At 54.7% G+C, this 22,768-nt stretch carries 23 protein-coding genes; 12 read left to right on the top strand and 11 right to left on the bottom strand.

Annotation, left to right across the window (positions count from 1 at the left end):
* Positions 1–235: 235 nt before the first annotated feature.
* Positions 236–1,222 (top strand): alpha/beta hydrolase, encoded by a 987-nt coding sequence (locus ACZ5ER_RS07930; RefSeq protein WP_464934178.1) that lies wholly within the window; start codon positions 236–238, stop codon positions 1,220–1,222.
* Here ACZ5ER_RS07930 and ACZ5ER_RS07925 read toward each other — a convergent pair.
* Entirely contained in the window at positions 1,201–2,514 is a 1,314-nt protein-coding gene (locus tag ACZ5ER_RS07925) for an RNA-guided endonuclease InsQ/TnpB family protein (RefSeq protein ID WP_464934177.1), read from the bottom strand. The genes ACZ5ER_RS07930 and ACZ5ER_RS07925 overlap by 22 nt on opposite strands.
* Positions 2,511–3,131, bottom strand: a complete 621-nt coding sequence (locus ACZ5ER_RS07920) for an IS607 family transposase (RefSeq protein WP_050003411.1) — start codon at positions 3,129–3,131, stop codon at positions 2,511–2,513. Before ACZ5ER_RS07920 ends, ACZ5ER_RS07925 begins: the two co-directional genes overlap by 4 nt.
* 32 nt (positions 3,132–3,163) lie before the next feature.
* Here ACZ5ER_RS07920 and ACZ5ER_RS07915 point away from each other — a divergent pair, with 32 nt between their 5' ends.
* A complete protein-coding gene (locus ACZ5ER_RS07915; RefSeq protein ID WP_227738783.1) occupies positions 3,164–3,610 on the top strand; it encodes an alpha/beta hydrolase in 447 nt (148 codons plus the stop codon).
* Positions 3,611–3,640: 30 nt separating this feature from the next.
* Positions 3,641–4,927: a tRNA(Ile2) 2-agmatinylcytidine synthetase TiaS gene (gene tiaS, locus ACZ5ER_RS07910; protein ID WP_464934176.1), complete on the top strand. Its 1,287-nt coding sequence runs from the start codon at positions 3,641–3,643 to the stop codon at positions 4,925–4,927.
* Between the two features lie 62 nt (positions 4,928–4,989).
* On the opposite strand, the gene ACZ5ER_RS07905 is transcribed toward tiaS, so the two are convergent.
* A complete protein-coding gene (locus ACZ5ER_RS07905) occupies positions 4,990–5,346 on the bottom strand; it encodes a hypothetical protein (protein WP_050003409.1) in 357 nt (118 codons plus the stop codon).
* 37 nt (positions 5,347–5,383) lie between these two features.
* Positions 5,384–6,391, bottom strand: a complete 1,008-nt coding sequence (locus ACZ5ER_RS07900) for a phosphorylating glyceraldehyde-3-phosphate dehydrogenase (protein ID WP_464934175.1) — start codon at positions 6,389–6,391, stop codon at positions 5,384–5,386.
* 563 nt (positions 6,392–6,954) lie between these two features.
* On the opposite strand from ACZ5ER_RS07900, the gene ACZ5ER_RS07895 reads away from it, so the two are divergent.
* Entirely contained in the window at positions 6,955–7,713 is a 759-nt protein-coding gene (locus ACZ5ER_RS07895) for a molybdopterin-binding protein (protein ID WP_050003407.1), read from the top strand.
* 40 nt (positions 7,714–7,753) lie between these two features.
* Positions 7,754–8,827 carry an mRNA surveillance protein pelota gene (locus ACZ5ER_RS07890; protein WP_464934174.1) on the top strand — a complete coding sequence of 358 codons (1,074 nt, stop codon included), beginning with the start codon at positions 7,754–7,756 and terminating at the stop codon, positions 8,825–8,827.
* A 42-nt stretch (positions 8,828–8,869) separates the two neighbouring features.
* Here ACZ5ER_RS07890 and ACZ5ER_RS07885 read toward each other — a convergent pair whose 3' ends face one another.
* The 3 genes from ACZ5ER_RS07885 to ACZ5ER_RS07875 are packed head-to-tail and all read right to left on the bottom strand — an operon-like array spanning position 8,870 to position 11,062.
* Complete coding sequence (locus ACZ5ER_RS07885) at positions 8,870–9,883, bottom strand: AIR synthase family protein (protein ID WP_464934173.1); 1,014 nt, start codon at positions 9,881–9,883, stop codon at positions 8,870–8,872.
* Positions 9,861–10,673 (bottom strand): 7-cyano-7-deazaguanine synthase, encoded by an 813-nt coding sequence (locus tag ACZ5ER_RS07880; protein ID WP_464934172.1) that lies wholly within the window; start codon positions 10,671–10,673, stop codon positions 9,861–9,863. Before ACZ5ER_RS07880 ends, ACZ5ER_RS07885 begins: the two co-directional genes overlap by 23 nt.
* A gap of 38 nt (positions 10,674–10,711) precedes the next feature.
* A complete protein-coding gene (locus ACZ5ER_RS07875; protein WP_050003404.1) occupies positions 10,712–11,062 on the bottom strand; it encodes a DUF4870 domain-containing protein in 351 nt (116 codons plus the stop codon).
* A 202-nt stretch (positions 11,063–11,264) separates the two neighbouring features.
* On the opposite strand from ACZ5ER_RS07875, the gene ACZ5ER_RS07870 reads away from it, so the two are divergent.
* The 6 genes from ACZ5ER_RS07870 to ACZ5ER_RS07845 all read left to right on the top strand — a co-directional run bounded on the left by ACZ5ER_RS07870 (position 11,265) and on the right by ACZ5ER_RS07845 (position 16,326).
* Positions 11,265–11,492 carry a FeoA family protein gene (locus tag ACZ5ER_RS07870; RefSeq protein WP_050003403.1) on the top strand — a complete coding sequence of 76 codons (228 nt, stop codon included), beginning with the start codon at positions 11,265–11,267 and terminating at the stop codon, positions 11,490–11,492.
* Positions 11,493–11,501: 9 nt separating this feature from the next.
* Positions 11,502–13,490, top strand: a complete 1,989-nt coding sequence (gene feoB / locus ACZ5ER_RS07865; RefSeq protein WP_464934171.1) for a ferrous iron transport protein B — start codon at positions 11,502–11,504, stop codon at positions 13,488–13,490.
* 2 nt (positions 13,491–13,492) lie between these two features.
* Positions 13,493–13,747, top strand: coding sequence for a hypothetical protein (locus ACZ5ER_RS07860; RefSeq protein ID WP_050003401.1), 255 nt, complete (start codon positions 13,493–13,495; stop codon positions 13,745–13,747).
* A 236-nt stretch (positions 13,748–13,983) separates the two neighbouring features.
* Positions 13,984–15,225, top strand: a complete 1,242-nt coding sequence (locus tag ACZ5ER_RS07855) for a sugar phosphate nucleotidyltransferase (protein ID WP_464934170.1) — start codon at positions 13,984–13,986, stop codon at positions 15,223–15,225.
* Positions 15,226–15,339: 114 nt separating this feature from the next.
* Positions 15,340–15,987: a phosphoribosyltransferase gene (locus ACZ5ER_RS07850; protein ID WP_050003399.1), complete on the top strand. Its 648-nt coding sequence runs from the start codon at positions 15,340–15,342 to the stop codon at positions 15,985–15,987.
* A gap of 9 nt (positions 15,988–15,996) precedes the next feature.
* Positions 15,997–16,326: a hypothetical protein gene (locus tag ACZ5ER_RS07845; RefSeq protein ID WP_050003398.1), complete on the top strand. Its 330-nt coding sequence runs from the start codon at positions 15,997–15,999 to the stop codon at positions 16,324–16,326.
* Here ACZ5ER_RS07845 and ACZ5ER_RS07840 read toward each other — a convergent pair.
* Positions 16,305–18,110 (bottom strand): DUF4932 domain-containing protein, encoded by a 1,806-nt coding sequence (locus tag ACZ5ER_RS07840; RefSeq protein WP_050003397.1) that lies wholly within the window; start codon positions 18,108–18,110, stop codon positions 16,305–16,307. The genes ACZ5ER_RS07845 and ACZ5ER_RS07840 overlap by 22 nt on opposite strands.
* Before the next feature lie 112 nt (positions 18,111–18,222).
* On the opposite strand from ACZ5ER_RS07840, the gene ACZ5ER_RS07835 reads away from it, so the two are divergent.
* Positions 18,223–19,206: a metal ABC transporter solute-binding protein, Zn/Mn family gene (locus ACZ5ER_RS07835; protein WP_050003396.1), complete on the top strand. Its 984-nt coding sequence runs from the start codon at positions 18,223–18,225 to the stop codon at positions 19,204–19,206.
* Between the two features lie 75 nt (positions 19,207–19,281).
* On the opposite strand, the gene ACZ5ER_RS07830 is transcribed toward ACZ5ER_RS07835, so the two are convergent.
* The 3 genes from ACZ5ER_RS07830 to ACZ5ER_RS07820 are packed head-to-tail and all read right to left on the bottom strand — an operon-like array spanning position 19,282 to position 22,755.
* A complete protein-coding gene (locus tag ACZ5ER_RS07830; RefSeq protein ID WP_050003395.1) occupies positions 19,282–20,193 on the bottom strand; it encodes an ABC transporter permease in 912 nt (303 codons plus the stop codon).
* On the bottom strand, positions 20,190–21,236 hold the full coding sequence (locus ACZ5ER_RS07825; protein ID WP_050003394.1) for an ABC transporter permease: 1,047 nt from the start codon (positions 21,234–21,236) through the stop codon (positions 20,190–20,192). Before ACZ5ER_RS07825 ends, ACZ5ER_RS07830 begins: the two co-directional genes overlap by 4 nt.
* Positions 21,220–22,755 (bottom strand): ABC transporter ATP-binding protein, encoded by a 1,536-nt coding sequence (locus tag ACZ5ER_RS07820; protein ID WP_464934169.1) that lies wholly within the window; start codon positions 22,753–22,755, stop codon positions 21,220–21,222. Before ACZ5ER_RS07820 ends, ACZ5ER_RS07825 begins: the two co-directional genes overlap by 17 nt.
* Positions 22,756–22,768 lie beyond the last annotated feature (13 nt).

Here is a 22,768-nt window from a genome sequence, read left to right as displayed (position 1 = left end):
ACTACACACCCCCAGTTTTTGAGTTAAAAAGAAAACTCCCCCCGCGCATCTCAACCCTCTGAATGCTCGATTCCCCCGAGCAGGTGTCCACTTTAACCCACACAAACACCCGATGAAACACGGCAACGAAGCGTTGTGATGACTTTTGATGCTGGCGAGGACTACTACCTCTTTTAATCTCAACAGTTCGGCAAGGATATAAAGGGGCTCCCTCACTATGATAAGGGTGAAACCAGTGATAAAAGAAGTTCCAACCAGACTCCTTGCCGTCCTGCTGGCCGGAATACTCGTCCTCTCCACGGGATGTCTCAACGACAGTGGAGTCACGCAGACATCCACGGAACAATCCAACGAGAGCACCTCTCTCCAGACCGGGGAGACGGTCAGTTCTTCCCAGAGCGCATCGATGCCAACAAGGTCGGTTTCATCAACGACTGAAACCCCAAGCATCGAAGTGCCTGAGGAGGCCAATGCGACGACTTCCACCGCTACGGAAGTCTCCAGCGTTGTTACGGTCACGTTCATCGTCTCGGTTCCAGACTACACGCCAGAAAACGGCCCGGTTTATATCGCGGGCGACTTCAACGGCTGGAATCCGGGCGATGAAAACTACAGGCTCAAGAAGCGCGAGGACGGTAAATGGGAGATAATGCTGGAGTTCGAGAGGAGGACTAAAATCGAGTTCAAGTTCACCCGCGGCTCGTGGGAGACCGTTGAGAAGGGCAGAAACGGCGAGGAGATTTCAAACAGAGTGCTGGTGCTGGAGGAGAGCGGGGTGTACGAGTTCACCGTCTACCACTGGCGCGATTACGTAGAGGAAGTTGGAGTCGGCACGCACACGATAGTCGGAAACGTGACGACTTTCAAGATGTTCATGCCCCAGCTCAACAGGACGAGGAGGATATGGGTCTACCTGCCTCCGGACTACGAAAAGAGCAACAAAAGATACCCCGTCCTCTACATGCACGATGGCCAGAACCTATTTGACCAGCCGACCTCATTCGCCGGCGAATGGAAAGTGGACGAGACCCTGGAGAGGCTCTTCAGGGAGAAAAACTTCTCGATCATAGTCGTTGGCATAGACAACGGCGGTGAGAAGAGGACAGACGAGTATTCACCGTGGAGGAACGAGGCCTACGGAGGGGGCGGGGAAGGAGACGCCTATGTCCGCTTCATCGTTGAAACCGTTTCCTCCTGCACCTATTTTTGTTTTAAACACTGACTAATCACTACTAATGAGTTCTTGTGGTGCAGGAGGTTGGCCTCAACCGTTAAGTTCACCGGAACCACCGGCTCCTCCCTTAACGGTTCACGGGCCTTCGGGCTGAACGGAAACAGCCCTAACAAGTTCAAGACAGCAACAAAATCCCTGTCTGCAGAAAACCCGCAAACAGGACACTCGAAAACCCTCTGACGCAGAGCGTCATCATTGGGTTTAATCTTAAACGCACCGCAACGAGGACAAACCTGAGAGGAATAAAAAGGATTGACGAAAACCACGGGAACACCAAACTCTACTGCCTTCTCGAAAACAAACCGCTGGAACCCGTTCATACCAATATTATGGAGAGTATTCCTCAACCTCTTCTCGTTCTCCCTTCTCTTCTCTGTAATCTTCTGATTAAAGTTCTTGGGGACAGCCTCAAGGACAATAGTAGTATTCGACTCTTTAGCAACTTCAACGAGCCTCTTCGCCAACTTCCTCTGCAAATCAATTCTCTTGTGCATCTTCCTCTGTCCAAACTTCCTGAGGAATTCCCTCCCCTTCTTCGAGGGAAGTTTTCTCTTCCAGCCAACCAAGTGGGACTCTTGAATCTTCTTCCGCACGTCGGAATAAAACCTCGTTAGCTTTCCCAACTCAGTCCGAACCTGAATCAGGAACTCTCCAGTTCCAAAGGAAACGTTGTCAGCGTTGTAATCCACGCTAAGGAAACTTCCAGTCAATCTGTTTTCCTCAAACTCTTTTTCGAAGACGAAATACGCAAGAACCTTCCGCTCTTTCTCGATAATACGGAGTTTCACGCCAGCCTTTACCTTCCAACCATCATCAAGGTATTTAAAGAAGAGTTTGTGAGGTTTTAGGGGGAGTTTAATTCTCCCTCTCTTTGTAGTTAATCCAATTACGAGGATTTTCCTTCCGTTTCTGAGCGTGTTGAACTGTGGGAATCTCTTGTAATCCCACAGAACGTCGTCCAGCCAGAGTGAAACGTTTCTAATTACTGGTTTCTCTGTTCTGGCCCTGCCCTTTTTCTTCAGTTCGAGAAAACTCCTCGCCCTTGTTGTGGCATCCTGACAGACAGTGTAATAGTAATGGGTTGGTAAGTTGTGTTCTTCCTTGAGTTTCTTGTAAAAGAGTTTGCGGAGTTTCAGGTGGCTCTTTACCCTGTTCTCAACAGCATAATCTGTCAGAAACTCCAAAATTTCCAAGTATTCATCATACACTTCTTTCATTGCCTTGAACTTCTTTTTTGTGAGTGGGAGACTCTCAAGGACTACTGTTTTGGTCAGTTTCACTCGTTCTCGACCTCCGTGAGGAGTTTTTTGAATCCTTGAACGAACTTCTTGTTCTTGTGACTCCTCAGCCCGTAGAGTCTGCCTGCGAAACTGGTGATTATTGCAATCAAGTCTTCTACGAGTTCTTCTTTTGGTGTTTTATCCTTCTTGAAGACTGTTTCAATCCTCACGTTGTAGGCTGTGAAGAGTTCTTCCAAGTATTTGAATCCAAAACGGGTGAGCCTATCGGGGTAAGTTACGATGAGAATGTCATACTCGCCGTTCTTGGCGAGGTTGATTAGTTTTTTGAGCCCCTTTCTGTTCTCTTTCAATCCAGAGGCAATTTCCTTAACCTCATCCACGATTTGGTAGCCTTTGCTAACTGCGTATTGTTCGAGGGTTTTGAGTTGGGTTTCCAAGTCTTCTTTCTGGTCTCTTCCTGAAACTCTGGCGTAGAGGACTGCTCTTGTTGTTTCCTTCTTTTTGCCGAGTAGTTTTTGGACTTCTTCTTCTGGAATTCTGTAGTCTCGGCCTATTTTGATGGCCTTGATTTTTCCTGCATGAATCCAGCGGATTATGGTGACTTTATTGTAATTGAGGAGTTCCGCAACCTCTGAAGGTTTGTAAAACTTGGGCATTACTGACACCTAAGTAAGAATATGCAACGAAAATATTTAAACCTTTTGAATGTCACTATTTAAAGAACAGCCTTAAACCGTACATAGACTCCCACTACAGAACCCTACCGAACGAGACCGGGATAATGGGCTCCTCGCTCGGAGGGCTCATATCTATCTACGCCGGCTTCAAGTATCCGGAGACCTTCCGCTACATCGGGGCCATGAGCTCGGCTTTCTGGTTCAACCCGGAAATCTACGACTTCGTGAGGAACGCCCCCAAGGGCCCGGGGAGGATTTACATCGACTGGGGAACCATTGAGGGAAGCGACCCCAGTGAAATGATAGAGACCAACATGAAGATGGCGGAGGTACTGAAGGAAAGGGGCTACTTGGAGGGCGAAAACCTCCTCGTCGTCGAGGACGATGGGGCAACGCACAGCGAGTACTACTGGTCGAGGCGCTTCCCAGACGCGGTGCTCTGGCTCTTCGGCGGTTGATTTTTAAACCCCCTTCCCTTTTCTTCAAACATGCTCCTCCACATCGGAATTGACGACACCGACTCACCAAACGGCATGTGCACCACCTACCTCGGCGCGCTCCTCTACCGCGAGCTTTCCAGGATAGCGGAGCCCGTAGACCTGCCGAGGCTCATCAGGCTGAACCCGAACGTCCCGTACAAGACAAGGGGCAATGGAGCGGTGGCGATGACCTTCGAGGCCGACGAAGAAGTTATTCCAGATATTAAGAACACCGTCCTCTTCTACGTGAATCAGCTCGCGGACTTCACCCACGAGAACACGAACCCCGGAGTCGTCTTTTTTGAGGGCGAAATTCCCGAAGAGCTCCGCGAGTTCTCGCTTAAAGCCCTTAGAGAGCACGTGACCATTGAAGAGGCCGAAAAGGTCGCTAGAGCAGTTGGAGCGGAGTTCTTCAAGTTCAAGCTCGGGCGCGGGATAATCGGCTCCCTCGGCGCAATCGGCTACCCCCTTAAGCGCTTCACCTACGAGCTTTTGGCCTACCGCGAGCGTGAAAACTGGGGGACGCCGAGGCGGGTTGACGAGGAGAGCGTTTTCCTCGCCGACAAATGGAGCTACCCCTTCACCTACGACAACGTTGACCCCTACAAGAGGACGGTCTTGATAACGCCCCACGGCAAAGACCCCGTCCTCGTTGGCATCAGAGGGATTGACAGGGGAAAAGTCCTCCAGACCTTCGAGATGATTAAGTTTGAAGAGCCCGTCGCCTTCTACCAGCTCTACAAGACGAACCAGAACACCGACGACCACCTGACGCCCAAGAAAATCGGGGAGTTAAAGACCTACGACAGCGCCGTCGTGAGGGGAAGGGTTGCCCGCCCGTACTGGGAGCGCGGGAGGCACGTCTTCTTCGAGCTTGAGGACGAGACCGGGAAGATACGCGTCGCGGCCTTTGAGCCGACGAAGAAGTTTAGAAATTGGGTCAGAAAGCTCCTGCCGGGCGATGAAATCATAGCCGCCGGAGGAGTTAAGGAGCACGAGGGAATCCTGACGCTCAACCTCGAAAAGTTCTACCCTGTGAAGCTCGTCCCTCAAATCGAGTACCGGAAGCCGAAGTGCCCGAAGTGCGGAGGGACGATGAAGAGCAAGGGCGACTACCTCAAGTGCAAGCGCTGTGGCTATAAGATGCCGAAGAAGCTCATTCCGGTTGAAGTCCCGCGCGAGCTGGAGAGGAAGATTTACGAGGTTCCGCCCGATGCAAGAAAGCACCTGTCGAGGCCGCTGGTGCTGCCGGGTGGGGAAGAGAGGATTTTGGAGGCGCTGGAAGTTCTGAAATGATAATCGCCGTTATGATAATCGTGATTATCACAACGTGACACTGATAGTTCGCCGCTGTGTCGTTACCGGTATTTGAGGAAGAGCATGTAGTAGAAAGCCACCCCAATCAGGACGACGCCTAGGACAAAGATGTAGAGCGCCTCTTCGGGCTTTTCTTTAACCACAAGGCGATAGCAGTTTTCGGAGTAGGAGTACTCCACGTTTTCCCTCTTGAGGAGCACGCGGTCGCCCTTCGCGACGAGGGCCTCTTCTCCCCTATGGTACACCCTCAGAAAGCCGTTCTGAACGCCAACACTGTAGCCCCCGAGCTCCCCGGAGCTCCCCTCGCAGAAAGTTCCGGAGATTGCCTCGCTAGGGTAGAGAAGGAACGCGACGATTAAGAGCAGGCCCAGGACGAGTACATACTCCTCGGTGTCCATGCAAAAACGTCTGTAAAAGGGAATAAAAGCGTTGGGGTCACTTCAAAATCCCCAAGCTTTTGTTCGTCTTCTTTATGCTCTCCCACTTGTTGGCGAGCTCGAACATGGCCCTTATCGCGTCTATGTTCTCCGGCACAACGTCGCTCTCCTGGTGGACGGCCTGGATGTAGAAGAGCCTGTTCCCGCGGACGCTTATGCTCTCCTTCCAGACTGCAATCTCATAGAGGTTGTTCCACTCACGGTGGAGGTTGCGGGCGAACTCTATGAGCTGGGCGGTGCTCTCAAAGCCCTTCTCCTTCTCGAAGAGGAGCACGCGCGTGGTGTTCTCGAAGATATCTACGACGTCCTTTGCCTCAACCGGCTTCTTCAGCTCGACCATGATGCTGTGGACGTGCATGAGAGTTGTTGGGACGACGAAGGCGCTCGTCTCGATGTTTATCGGGATTACCGTCTGGACGTCCGGCCCGTGGTGCGACGGAACAGTGACGCTCGGCGTTATGGCGTTGACCGGTCCGCGCTTCGAGTCGTTTGGGTCGGCGGCGCGGCGAATCATCACAGCGTAAACGTAATCGATGTAGTCCTGAATGGCAGAGAGTGTCCTCGTCAGGCCCGTCGTGTTGCACGAGACAACCCTAACGTAGTCCTTGCCGAGGGCATTCTCGTAGTTCGCCTGGGCCACGAAGGAGACCTCGGCGACGCTCGCCTTCTCGCCGCCCTGGAAGATGGCCTTGACGCCAGCCTTCTCGTAGAGGGGCTTGTTCTTTTCGCCCATTCCTCCGGGCGTGGCGTCAACGATGATGTCAACCTCGTTGAGGAGGTCGTTCAGGGTTCCGGCGACTTCAAAGCCTACATTTTCAAACCTCGGCAGGAACTCCTCGCTCGCCGCGTAGACGGGAATTCCGAGCTCCCTCGCGCGGTAGGCCTCGAAGTCCGGCTTCGTCTTGGTGACGCCGACGAGCTTCATGTCGTCCTGCTTCATGACCGCGTAGGCCACTCTCTTACCTATAGTCCCGTAACCGTTAATCCCAACCTTCACCTTAGCCATACTCACCACCAGAAAGTTTTATGGCCATAAAATACTTAAGCCTTGTTTTCACTCGTGGTGAAAACTATCTATGGAGAAGTTGAACTTTTACTCTTTTGAAAGCTTGCCCTTTAGGGCGGGGATGCAGTAAACAACCCAACGGGCATTGAACAGTCGAAACCCTTTTAAGCTTCAACAACGTAATAGGGCCTCGAAGAGGCCACCGTAAAATAACCCGATGGGGTGAGGGATTTCACGTTACCCTCCAGTGTTGGAGGGTTGACGCTGTTAAGCGTCCCTTCAAAACCGCTTTCAAGCGGTTAAAAACTCTGAGGGGGCCTCTAAACCATAACCCCAATCCGGGTTTGCCGGTGGGGGGTAACTGGCCGGAGACCCGGCCTTCGGGCGAACCCGAAACCGGCAACGGGAGTAGGGAATGATTGCCCGTAAACCTTCCCGTCGCTGGCGAGGGGTTAACTCGTTGGAACCCTCGCCCTTAAGGACGGGGAGGAGGTCAGATCTCCGTGCAAATGGCTTCCGCTGGGGTTATAAGGGCCCGCGCCGAAACTTGTCCGGTGGTGGGAATGTTCGCCGAGATACTGACCATAGGGGACGAGCTCCTCACCGGAAACACCGTGGACAGTAACTCCGCCTTCATCGCCCAGAAGCTCACCGAGAAGGGATACTGGGTGAAGAGGAAGACCACAGTTGGCGATGACGTCGAGGAGATAAAGAGCGCGGTTCAGGAAGTCCTTGCGAGGAAACCGGAGGTTCTGGTGATTTCGGGCGGTCTCGGGCCAACCCACGACGACGTTACGATGCTTGCCGTAGCGGGAGCCCTCAACAGGAAGCTCGTTCTCTGCGAGGGGTGCCTTGAGAGGATTAAAGCGTTTTACCGCGGGCTCTACGAGAAAGGCCTGATTGACGACCCGGAACTTAACGACGCGAGGAGGAAAATGGCCTACCTCCCAGAGGGTGCAGTGCCCCTTGAAAACACCGAAGGTGCCGCCCCTGGGGCTTACATCGAGCACGGAGGGGTCAGGATATTCGTCCTCCCGGGGATGCCCCGCGAAATGAGGGCAATGCTAGAAAGGGAAGTCCTGCCGAGGCTCGGTGAGAGGAAGTTCGTCCAGAGAAAGCTTTTGGCCGAGATAACCGACGAGAGCAAGCTCGCGCCGATACTCAACGAGACGCTGAAGCGCTTCAAGGTGAGAATTCATTCCTCGCCCAAAGGCTTCGGCAAGTACATCGGGATAATAATTTTTGGCGAGAGCGAGGAGGAGATAGAGAGGGCCAAGGCCCTTATGGAGGAAATGGGGGTCCGCTTTGGGGAGGGCTGGTAACCTTTAAATCTTCCCTTCCAAGTCCATTAGGGGTGAGAGGGTGCAGATAATCGAAGAGAAGCCCAAGGAGGGCATAGTGAAGGTTAAAGCAGAGACCCTTGACGACCTCTGGCACCTCTACCACGTCATAGACCCCGGCGACGTAGTCTACGCCAAGACGCTGAGAAAGCAGTCCCAGAGAGCTGACTCGCTCCGCGCTGAGAAGGTCGAGGTAATACCCGTCTACCTCGGCGTTAGGGCCGAGAAGATAAACTTCCACCGCTTTGCGAACCAGGTTCGCGTTACAGGGCCGATAGTTTACGCGAGCAGGGACGACGTGCCCCTTGGCAAGTACCACACGATAACGATTGAGGAAGGAACGGTTGTAACAATCCAGAAGCCCCGCTGGAAGGAGCACCACATCGAGCGCCTCAGGGAGGCGATAGAGGCCTCAAAGCGGGCCAAAGTGATGATAGTCGTCGTTGACGACGGCGAGGCAGACATAGCGCTGGTGAGGGAGTACGGCGTCGAGATGGTCGCGAGCATAAGGAGGAACCTCGGCGGGAAGCGCTACAACACCGACAGGGAGAGTGAGGAGAAGAAGTTCTTCCACGACTTAGCAAAGACCGTGACGGAGCTCATGGAGAGGGAGAAAATTGAGAGGGCAATAGTTGCCGGCCCCGGCTTCGTCAAGGAGGACTTCTACAAGTTCCTGCGCGAGAACTACCCGGAGCTGGCCAAGAAGGTCGTCATCGAGGACACGAGCGTGACCGGCAGGACGGGCATCTACGAGGTCATCAAGCGCGGGACAGTGGACAAGGTATACCACGAGAACCGCGTCGCCAAGGAAGTCCAGCTCGTCGAGAATGTTCTTGAGAACATAGCCAAGAACAACGGATTAGCCGCCTACGGCCCCAGGGAAGTTGAAGAGGCTGTGAACTACGGCGCAGTTGAGACGCTCCTCGTCCTCGACGAGCTGTTGAAGAGCGAGCACAGAGAGAAGATTGAGGAGCTCATGGACGCAGTGCGATACGCAAGGGGCGAGGTTGTTATCGTCAGCTCGGAGCACGAGGGCGGTGAGAAGCTGAAGGCTCTGGGCGGCCTCGCGGCTCTGCTGAGGTTCAGGGTGAAGTGAGTTTAAAGGGGAAGAAGGAGAGCCATCTCCCCTGTTTTGCCATTATTTCCCTGGCTTGTCCTCCTGCTTATCGTAGAGCTCCACGTAGGGGTCGCCCTTGAACTCCGGGAAGGGCCTTTCGTCGCCGTTCTCTATGAGCACCCTTTCTTTATCCTCAGTGAACCCGCCGAGCTCAAATGCCAGAATTCCATTTTTAAGCAATTCTGTAATTAAAACATCACTTTTCTCAGGCGGCACTATCGCTATCAGCGTCCCCGTCGAGGAGACGCTCCAGGGCTCAAGCCCATAGAAGTCAAGGACTTTCTTGACCAGTGGGTCGAGGTGGAGCTTATCCGCGTAGACCCTGAAGCCGACTCCTGAGTTGTCCGCTATCTCGTGAAGAGCGGTTAGACCACCTTCCGTCGCATCGTGCATTCCCCTGGCGAAGGGCCTCGCTATCAGGGCATCCGGAACGACGGTCTCGAAGTAAAAGGAGCGCTTTAGTCTCATCAATTCCTTTTTGGTCAGCACGCCGAGGAGTTCCCTCCCCCTGAAGTATGCGGCAGAGACCGCGAACTCAAGGCCTACCTTGGCCGTCACGACTATTCTATCGCCCGGTCTCGCTATCGGCAACCTGAGCTTGTCCTTCCGCACTATTCCTGCAACCGCTGAGGTGCCCATTGGTTCGGGGATGGAGGGGTAAACCCCAGTGTGCCCCCCTATAACAGACCCCCCGTACTTGAGGCACTCCTCGTTTACGTCGGTCATTACCTCCCTGACGTATTCCTCTGATGTGCCCTCCGGAAATAGAAGGTTCAGCACAAGCCATCTTGGTTCGGCACCGAAAACCGCAACGTCGCTGGCCACAAAGTGGTATGCGAAGAACCCGAAGGCTTCTTTGGGAACGCCAATCACGGGATCCGTCGCCACCACGAGGTAGTTTTCTTCGTCGTATTCCAGGACCGCGGAGTCAAAACCTGCCCTCGGCCCGTAGATGACCTTAGCGTCCTCCACACCGAGGTTCGGGAATATAACCTCGCGCAGGACGTCGTTCCTAAGCTTTCCGGGCGGAAGCATCGGAACCACCCTTAAAGCGCCTGACAACTTCACCAATCCCACGGAGGGTCTCCTCATCTGGGTTCCAGGCCATTACCTCAAAGCTGGGGACGCGGACGCTGACCCTAACCCTCCGCCTCCTCGATATTTTGCTCACCTCGTAGTTCACCCGGTATGCCAGATCCATGAGCTCCGGCCTTATGGTCTCCTCTTTGTCGATATACTGGAGCGGACAGCCCTCGCGCCACTGCCTCCTCCTCGCGTGCTCGTACATGCGGTACGGCCTTATGCCGGCTTCCTCCGCCAGTGCCTCGACCTCTTCGGCGGTGTACTTTATGAGGGGCCTGAAGAAAGGCACTCCTATCCTCGGTATCCCGCAGAGCCTTATGTCGCCATCGCACTGGTCGAGTAATGCCCCTATGATTTTGTCGTTGGCGTTGTCGCCCTTGGCGAGGACTTCAAAGCCGTTGTTGAGGGCGAACCACTTGGCGTTCCAGAGCATCACCTTCTTGCAGTGTATGCATACCGGCCCCTTTCTCCCAACTGCCTCGCGGAGAAGGCCGTCCGTGATGTCAACGAGGTAATGCCCAACTCCGAGGCCTTTCGTGAACTTCATCGCCCAGTTGAGCGTCTCCTTCCAGCTCCAGCGGTGGAAGAAAGTCAGAGCTGAAACGTCGAGACCGGCCTGTTTAAGCAAGTAAAGGACTAGAGAACTGTCCTTTCCCCCTGAGAAAAGGACGAGGATTCTCTTTTCCGTGAGCCCGGTCTCCTCTGCGAAGTCCCTGATTTCCCTGACGGCCCTCTCAATCATAAAAAAACGTAAAAGAGGGAGCTTAAAAAACTTGGGCATCAGAGGTTGACCTTATCAACCCACTGCTCGGCGAGGTCCCCGAAGATTGGGAACTTGTAGAGCTCCCCCCGGTAGGCCTTGACCATGCCCACAATCCATGCTATGAGGGCGACGAGCGACAGCAGGTAGGCGATAAGACCCCCAATGATGGGTATAGCCTCAAAAACTCTTATTGCCACTGTGAAAAACAGGAATGTCACCGTCGACTGCATGGCGTGGAATCGGACAAAGTAGCTCTCCTTTTCCAGCAGGAGCAGTATTATTCCCGTGAGCCACCAGAGCAGGTACGCGAGCAGTCCCTCAAGGTTCTCGTCAATTCCTAGCGATGTCTTTCTGACTTCGCCCTCCATGGTATCACCCCCGCGGTTTTGCGCTTATCTTATATAAATGCCTTAGCCTGTCGTGGGGACGAATCCGCGTTCCGAAAACAGGGCGTTTTTCCAACCTCACACAGCCCGAGTTCGAACCCCTTAGTTTTGTTAGGCTCACCAAAGATTTATTAAGGGCAGGGAGGAGTTCAGATAGAATTAGGATAACCTAATGGTGATGAACATGGTTGTGCCTTTACTCTCACTGCTTCCCGGAGAGAGGGGAATTGTGGTCGACCTGCGGGGCGGCCCGAACTTCAGGAGCAGGCTATATGCAATGGGATTAGCCCCCGGGGCCGTCGTCAGGGTTCTAGAGAACTACCCCAGAGGCCCCCTCATAGTTGAAGTCGGCGGAACGAGGATTGCACTGGGCAAAGGAATGGCTGCAAGGGTTTTTGTAAGAAAGCTCTGAGGTGGTAGCATGGCAATGAAGGTCGTCGCTCTGGCTGGGAACCCGAACGTGGGGAAGACCACGATATTTAACGACCTGACCGGAATGCGCCAGCACGTCGGCAACTGGCCGGGTGTCACGGTGGAGAAGAAGGAGGGAGTCTTCGAGTACAAGGGGGAGCGCTTCCTCGTGGTTGATTTGCCCGGAACTTACTCTCTCACGGCCCACTCCATCGACGAGCTCGTTGCGAGGGACTTTCTCCTCAACGGGAACCCCGACGTCGTTGTGAACGTCGTTGACGCGACTTCCGTCCTTAGAAACCTCTACCTTACTATGGAAATCTTTGAAATGGGTCTGAAGAACGTGGTCATCGCGCTCAACAAGATGGACCTCGCCGAGAAGAAGGGGATAAGGATAGACCCACTCAAGATGTCAAAGGCACTCGGTGTCCCCGTCGTCCCGCTCAACGCCAAAGAAGGGGCTGGCCTGGACGAGCTAAAGAAGAAGATATGGGAGATGGCCAACGGCATGATAAAGACCAGCCCCGTGCTTCCACGCTACGACCCCGAAGTCGAGAGGGAGATAGAGCACATCTCAAAGTGCCTCGCGGGAACCGAGCTGGCCGAGCGCTACCCGCTCCGCTGGCTGGCGATAAAGCTCCTTCAGCGCGACGATGAGATAATGAAGCTCGTTTTGAGGCACATAGGCGAAGAGAAGCTGAAGGAGATAATGACCCACATAGGCGAGGCCGAAGCGCGCTACGGGCGCGCGATGGACTTAATCATAGCCGGCCAGAAGTACGAGTTCATCGACGGCCTGACCCACGAGTTCATGAGCTACGGCAGTGCAAAGGAGACCCTCACCGACCAGCTCGACAGGATTCTCGTCCACCCGGTTTACGGCTTCATAGCCATGGCATTCGTCTTCTACCTAGTCTTCAAGTTTGTCTTTACGTTTGGGTTCCCCCTCCAGGGGGTTCTCGATGACGCGTTCGGCAGGCTGGGAGAATGGGTGGCACCGCACATAGCTGACGAGACGCTCCGCGGGTTGCTCGTTGATGGTATAATCGGCGGCGTCGGTTCGGTGCTCAGCTTCTTCCCGCTGGTCTTCCTTCTCTTCCTCGCCCTCTCGTTCCTCGAAGACCTCGGCTACATGGCGAGGGTAGCGGTGCTCATGGAAGGAATACTCAGGAAGTTCGGCCTCCCCGGAAAGGCCATAATACCGCTCATCCTCGGCCTCGGCTGCAACGTCCCGGCGGTGATGGCCACAAGGACGCTCGACGAGGAAAAGGACAGGCTGGTCGCGATGTTCGTGAACCCGTTTATCCCATGCTCCGCCCGCTTGAGCGTCATCAGCTTCCTCGTCGGGACGTTCTTTGGGGGGGACGCGCTCGTTGCGCTGGCAATCTACCTGATAAGTTTGGGCGTGGCCCTGCTCTCTGCAAAGCTCGTCAGCAGGTTCGTTCCAGGTGAGGAGAGCCCCTTCGTGATTGAACTACCGGAGTTCCTTCTCCCCAGCTGGAAGAGCCTGCTCCTTCATTCCTGGGAGAGGAGCAAGGAGTTCGTCAAGAAAGCGGGAACCGTGATCCTCGTGGGTTCGATAGTGATATGGTACCTCAGCAACTATCCGGTGCCCATTGGAACCGGGAAGAGCTACGCCGAGAGGCTCGGGCACCTCGTTGAGCCATACCTTCACCTCATGGGGCTTGACTGGAAGGCTGGAGTGAGCCTGATATTTGGAATAATCGCCAAGGAGAACGTTATATCAACGTACAGCATACTCTACGGCGGTCTGAGCGGTGAAGCACTCAGAGAAGCCATTATGGGTGCGATGAGCTCCCTCCAGGGCTTTGTCCTGGCTGTTGTCACGACGCTCTACATCCCGTGTGTAGCAACGATAGGCGCCATAAGGGCAGAGAGCAACTGGAAGTGGGCACTAGCAGTCACGGTTTACATGATAACTGTTGCCTCCCTCGTTGGAGTCATCATCTGGCACGTTGGAACGGTGCTGGGGTTGTGAAGATGGGCAAGATGGAAGAAGTGCTGAGGTTAATCAACGAGGGCAAGCGGTTTCCACAGGAGATTGCCGAGGAGCTCGGAACTAAGGTCGAGGAAGTCGAGGGAATCATTGAGCTCCTTAAAAGTCTCGGATACATCGAGGAGATTGAGCAGGGGCCGTCCTGCGAAACCTGTCCGCTCAGGAAAATCTGCTATGGGAAGTGCCTCGTGCCGAGAGTGAAGGTGCTCAGGCCCAGCTTTAAGGTGCAGGGGGAGTGAGCGGGGCCTGGCTTCATTTTTAAACATTTTCCGCTTTTGATTGTATCACAAATCTGGGGGCTGTTCACCCCAAAACGGGCAACATTGCGTACTGCCTTTGAGTTGCAGGCATTTTGAGTTTTCCACGTCAAATCTTGACATGTTTCTGACTATTGTTGTACATCTCCCTGGGGGTGATATATTTTACAGCCGTAAAATATATAAGCCCGCAGGTGGTAGCCATAAATGGTGATACCATGAAAGCCGTAATCCTTGCAGGCGGTTTTGGAACGAGGCTCAGGCCGCTCTCATCAACGAGACCGAAGCCGATGATTCCTGTTCTCGGAAAGCCCAACCTCCAGTACATCCTCGATGCCCTTGAGAAGGTCGAGGAGATTGACGAGATTATTCTCTCAGTCCACTACATGAGGGGCGAGATAAGGGAGTTCATAGACGAAAAGATGCCAGATTATCCCAAGGAGATACGCTTCGTAAACGACCCGATGCCCCTTGAGACGGGCGGTGCGCTGAAGAACGTTGATGACTACGTGAGCGAGGACTTCCTTGTGATTTACGGTGACGTCTTCACCAACTTCGACTACCGCGAGCTCATAAAGGCCCACCGCGAGAACGAGGGCCTTATAACGGTTGCAGCGACCAAGGTCTACGACCCGGAGCGCTTTGGAGTCCTTGAGATGGACGAGAGCGGAAAGGTGCTCCACTTTGAAGAGAAGCCCAAGAGGCCGAAGAGCAATCTCGTCGATGCGGGAATCTACGTCGTTAACAAGAAGGTGCTCGAGGAAATCCCCCGGGGCAAAGAGGTCTACTTCGAGCGCGAAATCCTTCCGAGGTTCGTCGAGCGCGGCCAGGTCTACGCCTACAAGATGCCGAAGGGAACCTACTGGGTCGACCTCGGAACTCCTGAGGACTTCTTCTACGCCCACCAGATTGCACTCGATGAGATGGCGAGGGAGAACGGCTACTTCTACATAGCAGAGACGGCAGAAGTCCCTGAGGACGTTGAGATTCAGGGGCCGGTCTACATTGACGAGGGCGTCAAGATAGGGAATGGCGTAAAGATAAAAGCCTACTCATACATCGGGCCAAACACCGTGATAGAGGACAAGGCCTACATCAAGCGCTCCGTCCTCATCGGAAACGACATAATCAAGGAAGGGGCCGAGCTCAAGGACGCAATCCTCGGCGAGGGAGTTGTCGTCGGCAGGGACGTCATCGTAAAGGAGAACGCCGTTATCGGAGACTACGCCAAGATTTACGACGGGCTTGTCATCTACGGCGCCAAAGTCCTGCCCTGGAAGAAGGTCGAGGAGTACGAGGCCTACATCAAGATAAAGCTCGACCCGACGAAGGTCAGGCCCGGCCAGTACCCAGACCGCTGTCCACTCGGCCTTCCAGAGTGTATCTACAAGAAGTTCAAGGCAATAGCCGGCGAGAAACCGCCGTGCGATGAGTGTATCGAGAACCAGTGGCTATTCTGATTCCTCCCACTTTTTTAACTATTCGTAACACCACTCATATGACACGAACTTGTCAAACTTCTTGGCCAAAAACCTTAAATAACATGCTGTTTTTGCTCCGTTAAGGGAAATCCAATGAAGAAGTTTCCTGCTAAGCTTGCTTCTTGGGACGACATAGAAAGATGGGCAAAGGAAGGAGCTTGGAACATTCTGGAAGGAGGCTGGAGACCAGACGTGGTGGTTGGACTCGCAAGGGGCGGCTGGGTTGCGGCGAGGCTCTACTGCGACTATCTCGGCGTCAAAGACCTCGTCAGCCTGAAGGTCGAGCACTGGGGCGTTACAGCTACACCTGACGGCAAGGCGAAGCTCAGGTACGGCACCAACTACGACCTGGGCGGCAAGAAGGTTCTCATCGTGGACGACATAAGCGACACCGGAGAGAGCCTGACCCTGGCCAAGAACTACGTCGAAGGCCAGAAGCCCGCAGAGGTAAGGGTCGCAACGCTCCTTACCATCAAGGGCTCCCGCTTCAAGCCGGACTACTACGGCGAGGAAATCGACTGGGCCTGGATAGTCTTCCCGTGGAACTTCGTCGAAGACATGATTAACCTCGTGGGCAACATTCTTGAGGAGAAAGAAGCTGTGAGCACCGACGAGATTGTTGGGCTCTTCAAGGAGCTTCACGGTATGGAAGTCCCAAAGGGCAAGCTCGAAGAGGCCCTCAGGATGGCAGAGATGAGGAAAGTTTTTAAGTTCCGTGACGGGAAGTGGCGCAAAGCCTGAGGTGCTACCATGGACAGGGAAAAGAAAGTCGAGGAGATACGCAACCACAGCGTCTACGCCCGTGAAATCTACGAAATGCACAGCGAGAGCATAGACAGCGTTATAGAAAACTACGAGAGCCTGAAGGAGGACTATCTCAGCGACCACTCGCGGGCGAGGATTGTCAGGATAGTCTTCAACGAGGACAACGGCCTCCCCCTGGCGATAGAGTTCAACAGGAAGGACGACAGCTTCAAGGGCTTCACAATTGCCATCGGCAAGCCCCACATCAAGAGCAACGGGAACGGAAAGGAAAATGGAGAAGAAGCAGACCCCGCTCAGGAAGAGGCGAGCGGCTGAACGTAGAAGCCCAGCTCTATTCCATTTTTACTCCATATTTCATAGCTGCTGAGGTAGTAGGTCGGATTCTGGAACAGCGCCGTTAGCTCCCTGTTCTCGCCGGCAACCCAGACGATGTAGTTCTCCGGGTTGTAGGGGTTTCTAACCGCCATCACGACGCTCGCATTAACAACGTCCCCGAGACTTCCAGCGACAACACTTGAATCGCCGTAGAGTCCCCTAAGCGGGCTCTTATCGTCGAGAAGGACAAAGCTCGTGACGTCTGTGGCGTGTGCCAGAACCCATGTCCCGTTGACTCTCTCAAAGTGGAGCGGGAACTTATCGTCAAGCTCCTCGACCAGCATATTCGACACGGGGCCTCCAACAAGGACGATGTTCTCCCTCAGCTCGTCGTCGGTGACGTTAACGTCCGCTTTAACTACTACATCAACGTAATGCGGCCACTGGGAGTAAAAGGCCCTGAGGTTCTCGGCTATGGCCTTGGCTGTCCTCTTGTCGTACTCTGTCCCGCTGGGGTCGGGGTTCTGGGTGCCGTACACCACAACGACTCTTCCAGCAACGGCTCCTTTGTCGAATGCCTTCAAGGGGGTCACTGGGACACGCTTCTGGTAGAGCTCCTCTGCATTTTGAGACGGTACTGCGGCCTTCAGTTCGTCCATCATATCATCAACGTAGTCGTCCAGGGGTTTTCCTTCTTTTGTGCTTATCTCGGCGTATTTTTCGTAGATTTCGAGGGTGTCCTCTATCCAGAACTCTCCCCAGGCCTTCTGCATCCACATCTCCAGCTCTGCGTACGCGGGGGTGACTTCCTTAAGCGCAAAGTCGGCCCAGCCGTCGGCGAAGCCTTCATATATCATCCCGGTTGGGCCCCAGAAGTGTATATCGTAGCGTGCAAGGTACGGCATGTCTTCCTCTATCGTGTCCTCAAGGTACCTGAGGCTGTACGTGAGGTCGTCATAGTGGGCGTTGAGACCGGGAATTGTGAGGTCGTGGCCGAGCTCATGGTAGATGAATGTGAGGTATATGAGCTCGTTGAGCTCCCTGCTCTTGATGTAGTCCCTGTTGAGGGGAAGGCCAAACATCGTGTCCCTCGCTGTCTTGTAGCTCCAAAGCGTCCTCTGGGGGTCGCGCCTCACCAGGGGGATTATTCCGCCAGCGCCGTAGACCTGAAGGCCGTCGCGGACTGGGCTGAAGCTGTGGCCGTGGATTGCAACAAGAAACGGGTGGTAGAACTCGAAGCTGACGTTGGAGACGCCCATGTAGCGCCCCATGAACTCGTCCGGCGGGAGGAGTGAGAGGGCGTTCTCGTATATCTCAAGGTCTTCCGTGTAGTAGTCCTGGTGGTCTCTGTAGAAGGCCATAAAGTTGCTCTCCCGCGCGAAGTCCCTAAGGACCCCGATAAAGTCTAGAGTCCATGGATCGTCGATGGGGGCCCAGGGCTGGAGCTCCGGGGGTTCTGTACAGAGGAGGAGGTAGTACTCAAGGGAATACAGCAGCATGTCCTTTTCGGATATTGATGACGCCCCGTCGAGGTGCTCCCTCAGCATCTTGACCGCGCGGTGGTTCCTGTAAGGTGCGAAGTACGAGTCCACCTCGTCGAGATAGCCTCCACGGTCTATGACGAATGGGTCGCCCCTTCCGAAGGCAAGGTAGTAGACAACACTCAGCAGCTCCGTGTTGGGGCTTATTGTCACGAGAACCCTGGGGCTGGGGTCATAGGCACCCGCCGGGAGTGCACTACTCAGAAACAGCAACACGATTATTAAAGCTCCCAACTTTTTCATGACGACACCCCATAGTACAGAAGTGATGCGGTTTATAAGACTTCTGTAATCTGCAAGATTCCCCGAACAACGTTTAAAAGATGTGCGTTGAGTTAAGTTAGGGTGACCGAAAATGAAGAGGGGAACTCTGCTCATAGCACTGCTCCTAATCGCGTCGTTTATTCCGCTCACCGGCGCTTCAGAGGAAAAGCCCCTAGTGGTCGCCAGCATAGCTCCTATTGCCTCAATAGTCCAGGACGCCTTCGGCGACGCAGTGGAAGTCGTGTACCTGATTCCGCCGGGTGCAAACCCCCATGAGTACCAGATGACGGCGGACCAGATTGAACTCCTGAGGAGTGCGGACGTCATAGTGACCACCGGCGGGCACCTGCCCATGGAAAAGAAAATATCAGAGCTCAAGGAGGAAGGCACCATTACCGGGGAGACACTTTTCTTTGATGATTACAGGGAGGAAGGTTTCCGCTACCTGCCCGAACACTGGTACAACGGCAAGGACAACCCTCACGGGGTCTGGCTCGATCCCTACAACGCCCTGGCCATAGCATCGGCCGTGGAGAAGGCGCTCGAAAAGGCTGACCCGGTGAACGCGGGACTTTATAGGGAGTTGTACTCGGACTTTGAAGGCAGGGTTAGGGCCATAGTTGAAGCTTACAAGGCGCTTGTTGATGAGAACAGGACAGCCGTAATCCAGCTCCCCTCGAACCAGTACGCCATTGAGTGGCTTGGAATTACCGCGGTCGCTTCGATAAAGCCTGAGGAAGAGGTTCCGGCCATAGCCGTTGACGAACTCGTCGAAACGGCCAGAGGGGCAGACCTTGTAATCTATGCAGTAGACAGCCCTGAGCAGATGAAGGACGCGGCGAGCGAGCTGGCCAGGAAGAGCGGGAAGCCCCTGGCTGGAATACGTGTCTTCTGGAGTGAGAAGCCCTACACCGAAGTTCTGATAGAGAACAGCGCCGCCGTGATTAAGGCCCTCGGCGGTGAGCGCCAGGAAGCCGGGAATGTTCAGGAAAACGACGTGGGACGCTATGTGGTGCTTTCCTTGGTCTCTGGAATAGTGCTTGGGGTTGCTCTTGGGGTCATACTCAAGAAGTGACTTCCTCTTTTTCCCGTCAGTTTCATTTCTCTCTGCAGTCGGCAATGGAAGAGAAGATAAAAACGGAGAGGGAGCTCACTCCCTCTTGTAGGGCTTTCCGTCGGCCTTCGGCGGCCTCGCCTTTCCTATTATTCCCGCGACCACTACCAGGGTCACGACGTAGGGTAGCGTCGCTATGAACTGCCAGGGTATCGTCCCCGCGAGCCAGGGGTTGTTCTGGATGTAGATTGCGAGGTTGTCGAAGAACCCGAAGAGGAACGCTCCTCCGAGCGCCACGAGCGGGTTCCAGCCGCTGAAGACCATGTTGGCGAGGGCTATGAAACCCCTTCCAGCGGATATCGTCTTCGTGACCGTGCCGAGCCAGTCAACACTCAGGTAGGCTCCAGCTATTCCTGCAAGGGCGCTCGCTATCAGAACAGCCGTGAAGCGATAGAGCTCGACGTTTATTCCGAGGGCATCTGCCGCCTCCGGGTTCTCACCGACCGCCCTAATCCTCAGCCCGAATGGGGTCTTGAAGAGCACCCACCAGGCTATTATGGCGATGACTATCGTTATGGGCACCATCGGGCTGAGGGAGTTTCCGAAGGCGTCCATCCAGAGGGGCTCAATCTGGACGTTGCTCGGAACCTGGTGCTGACCGGCGGTTCCCCAGTATGCGAAGATTCCAAAGGCCACGGCTCCAGCGGCGAGGAGGTTGAGGCCGATACCTGGGATGACGTGGTCTCCCTTCAGGTAGACCGTCAGTATTCCGTGTAGGGCTCCGAGGAGCATGCCGACGAGGGCTCCGCCGAGGAGTCCAACCCAGCCGTTTCCCGCAAGCTCTGCAAACATCGCGCCGAAGAACGCTGAGAACATCAGTATTCCCTCGTAGCCGATGTTAACGACACCGGCCCTCTCGCTTATCACGGCGCCTATGCTGGTTAGGGCTATCGGAACCATTGCGGCGAGCGAACCGAGGAGCAGGCTGATTATCATTGTCTCGTTCATGCCTCACCCCTCCTGAACACCTTGGTAACGAGGTCGAGCAGTCCGGGGACGGCGACCGCTATGATGATTATTCCCTCAATGACCTTGACCATCTCAAGCGGGACGTGGGCATGCTGCTGCATTGCTGTAGCTCCTGCGTTCAGCGCTCCGAAGAGGATTCCGGAGAAGATTATGCCGAGCGGGTGGTTCCTTCCGACGAGGGCAACGCCTATTCCATCGAAGCCGTAGCCGTAAACGTTGGCCAGTCCCTGGGTTATCGCGTAGCTCGGGGGAACTCCCATGACGAGTCCAGCCCCTGCGAGTCCCGCGCTCATGCCGCCGATAACGAACGACCATATTGCAGAGCGCCTTGGGTTAATTCCGCCGTACTCTGCCGCCCTCGGGTTCTGACCGCTGGTTCTGAGCTCGTAACCGAGCTTGGTGTGCCACATCACGATGAAGATTATCACTGCCGTGAGCACTGCGACTATGAAAGACCAGGAAAGGCTCGTTCCCTTCATGAGGAGCGGAAGCCTGGCCGAAGGTGGAACTGGCAGGGTGCTGTTGGGGTCTTTCGGGTTGTAGTAGACGCTGACCGCAAGCCAGCTGACGACGAAGAAGGCAATCCAGTTGAACATTATCGTGGATATGACCTCGTGCACTCCCCTGAAGACCTTGAGGACTGCCGCCGGTAGGGTCCAGAGGGCACCTACGAGAAGGCCAGCGAGGAGGCCGGCTATCGGGTTCTGGAGGTGCTGGGTCACGATTATCGCCGCTATGGCGCCGAAGTAAACCGTCCCTTCGGCTCCGATGTTGAAAAGTCCAGTTCTGGCACCTATTGCAAAGGTTATGGCGGTCAGGATTAGCGGGGCGGCCTTGCTGAGGGCCTCGGCAATGCCGTCAGCTGACCCTAGAGACCCCTTGATGAGCCAGTAGTAAGCGGAACCCGGGCTGTAGCCGCTGAACCAGAGGACGAGGGCGCCAACAAAGGCGCCGATGAGTATCGCCAGGACGCTCTCGGCAAGGGGCTTGGTGTATCCCCTGAGCTCACTCCTGAGGCTCACCCTTAACACCTCCCATCATGAGTCCTATCTGCTCCTCGGTAACCTCCTCCGGCTTAACTATGCCCATGAACTGGCCCTCGTACATTATCGCCATCCTGTCGCTGAGCTGTAAGACCTCGTCCAGGTCTGCAGAGACGAGAAGGACGGCCTTACCCTCGTTCCTCAGCTTGACGAGGTAGTTCCTGATGTATTCCGTCGATGCTACATCAACACCGCGCGTCGGCTGAGCCGCTATGATGAACTTTGGTTTCTTGCTGACCTCTCTCGCAACTATCAGCTTCTGCTGGTTTCCACCGCTCAGGCTCTTCACAGGGGCCTTGGTTCCGGGCGCGCTGACTTCGAACTCCTCTATGAGCCTCTTCGCATGCTCCTCAACCTTACTCCAGTCGAGGAGGAAGCCCCTTGAGAACTCCTTCCTCCAGTGCATTCCGAGGATTGAGTTTTCTGTGACGCTCATGTCGATGATAAGACCCATGTGAATTCTGTCCTCCGGGATGTGGGCCATTCCCATGTCGTAGAGCTCCCTCGGCGTTTTGCTGGTGATGTCCACACCGTTGAGATAAATCTTACCTTTCTCAACTTTCCTAAGCCCGGAGATAGCTTCTATGAGCTCGCTCTGGCCGTTGCCCTCGACACCGGCTATTCCGAATATCTCGCCTGCCCTCACCTCGAAGGTGAGGCCTCTAACAGCCTCTTCCCCCCTGTCGCCTTTGACCCACAGGTCTTCAACGCGGAGAATGACATCACCGGGCTCCTTTGGAGGCTTCTCAATCCTCAGCACAACGTCCCTGCCGACCATCATCTTAGCGAGGAGCTCTGGCGTTGCTTCGCTGGTATTAACTGTTCCGATTACTTCACCCCTCCTGATGACGGTAACGCGGTCGGTAATCTCCATGACCTCGTTGAGCTTGTGGCTGATGAAGATTATCGTCTTCCCCTGCTCCTTGAGCTTTCTGAGGACTGCGAAGAGCTCCTTCACCTCTATCGGGGTGAGGACTGCCGTGGGCTCGTCGAGAATGAGTATGTCAACGTCGCGGTAGAGCATCTTCAGGATTTCAATCCTCTGCTGGACGCCGACAGGCAGGTTCTCAACCGGGACGTCGAGGGGCACCTGGAAGTTGAGCTCGTCCATGAGCTTCTGGAGCTTCTTCCTAGCGTTCTCGACGTCAATCTTGGACAGGAGGCCGTGTCCTTCCATGCCAAGGATTATGTTTTCGAGGGCGTTGAAGACGTCCACGAGCGTGAAGTGCTGGTGGACCATTCCAATTCCGTTGGCTATCGCATCTGCGGGGCTCTTGAAGTGGACTTCCTTCCCCCTGAGGAAGATTTTGCCCTTTGTGGGCTTGAGCATTCCGAAGAGTATCTTCATCAGAGTCGTCTTTCCGGCACCGTTCTCCCCGAGAAGGCCGAGGATTTCGCCCTCGTAGACCTTAACGGTGACGCCCTTGAGGGCCTTTGTACCGTCCGGATAAACCTTAACAATGTCTCTCATCTCAAGCACTGGAGTCCGCTCTTCCATCGCTTTTCACCCC

The sequence above is a fragment of the Thermococcus marinus genome (assembly GCF_055389025.1).
The sequence above is the reverse complement of the archived record's forward strand: the minus strand, read 5'-3'. Positions and strand labels throughout refer to the sequence as shown.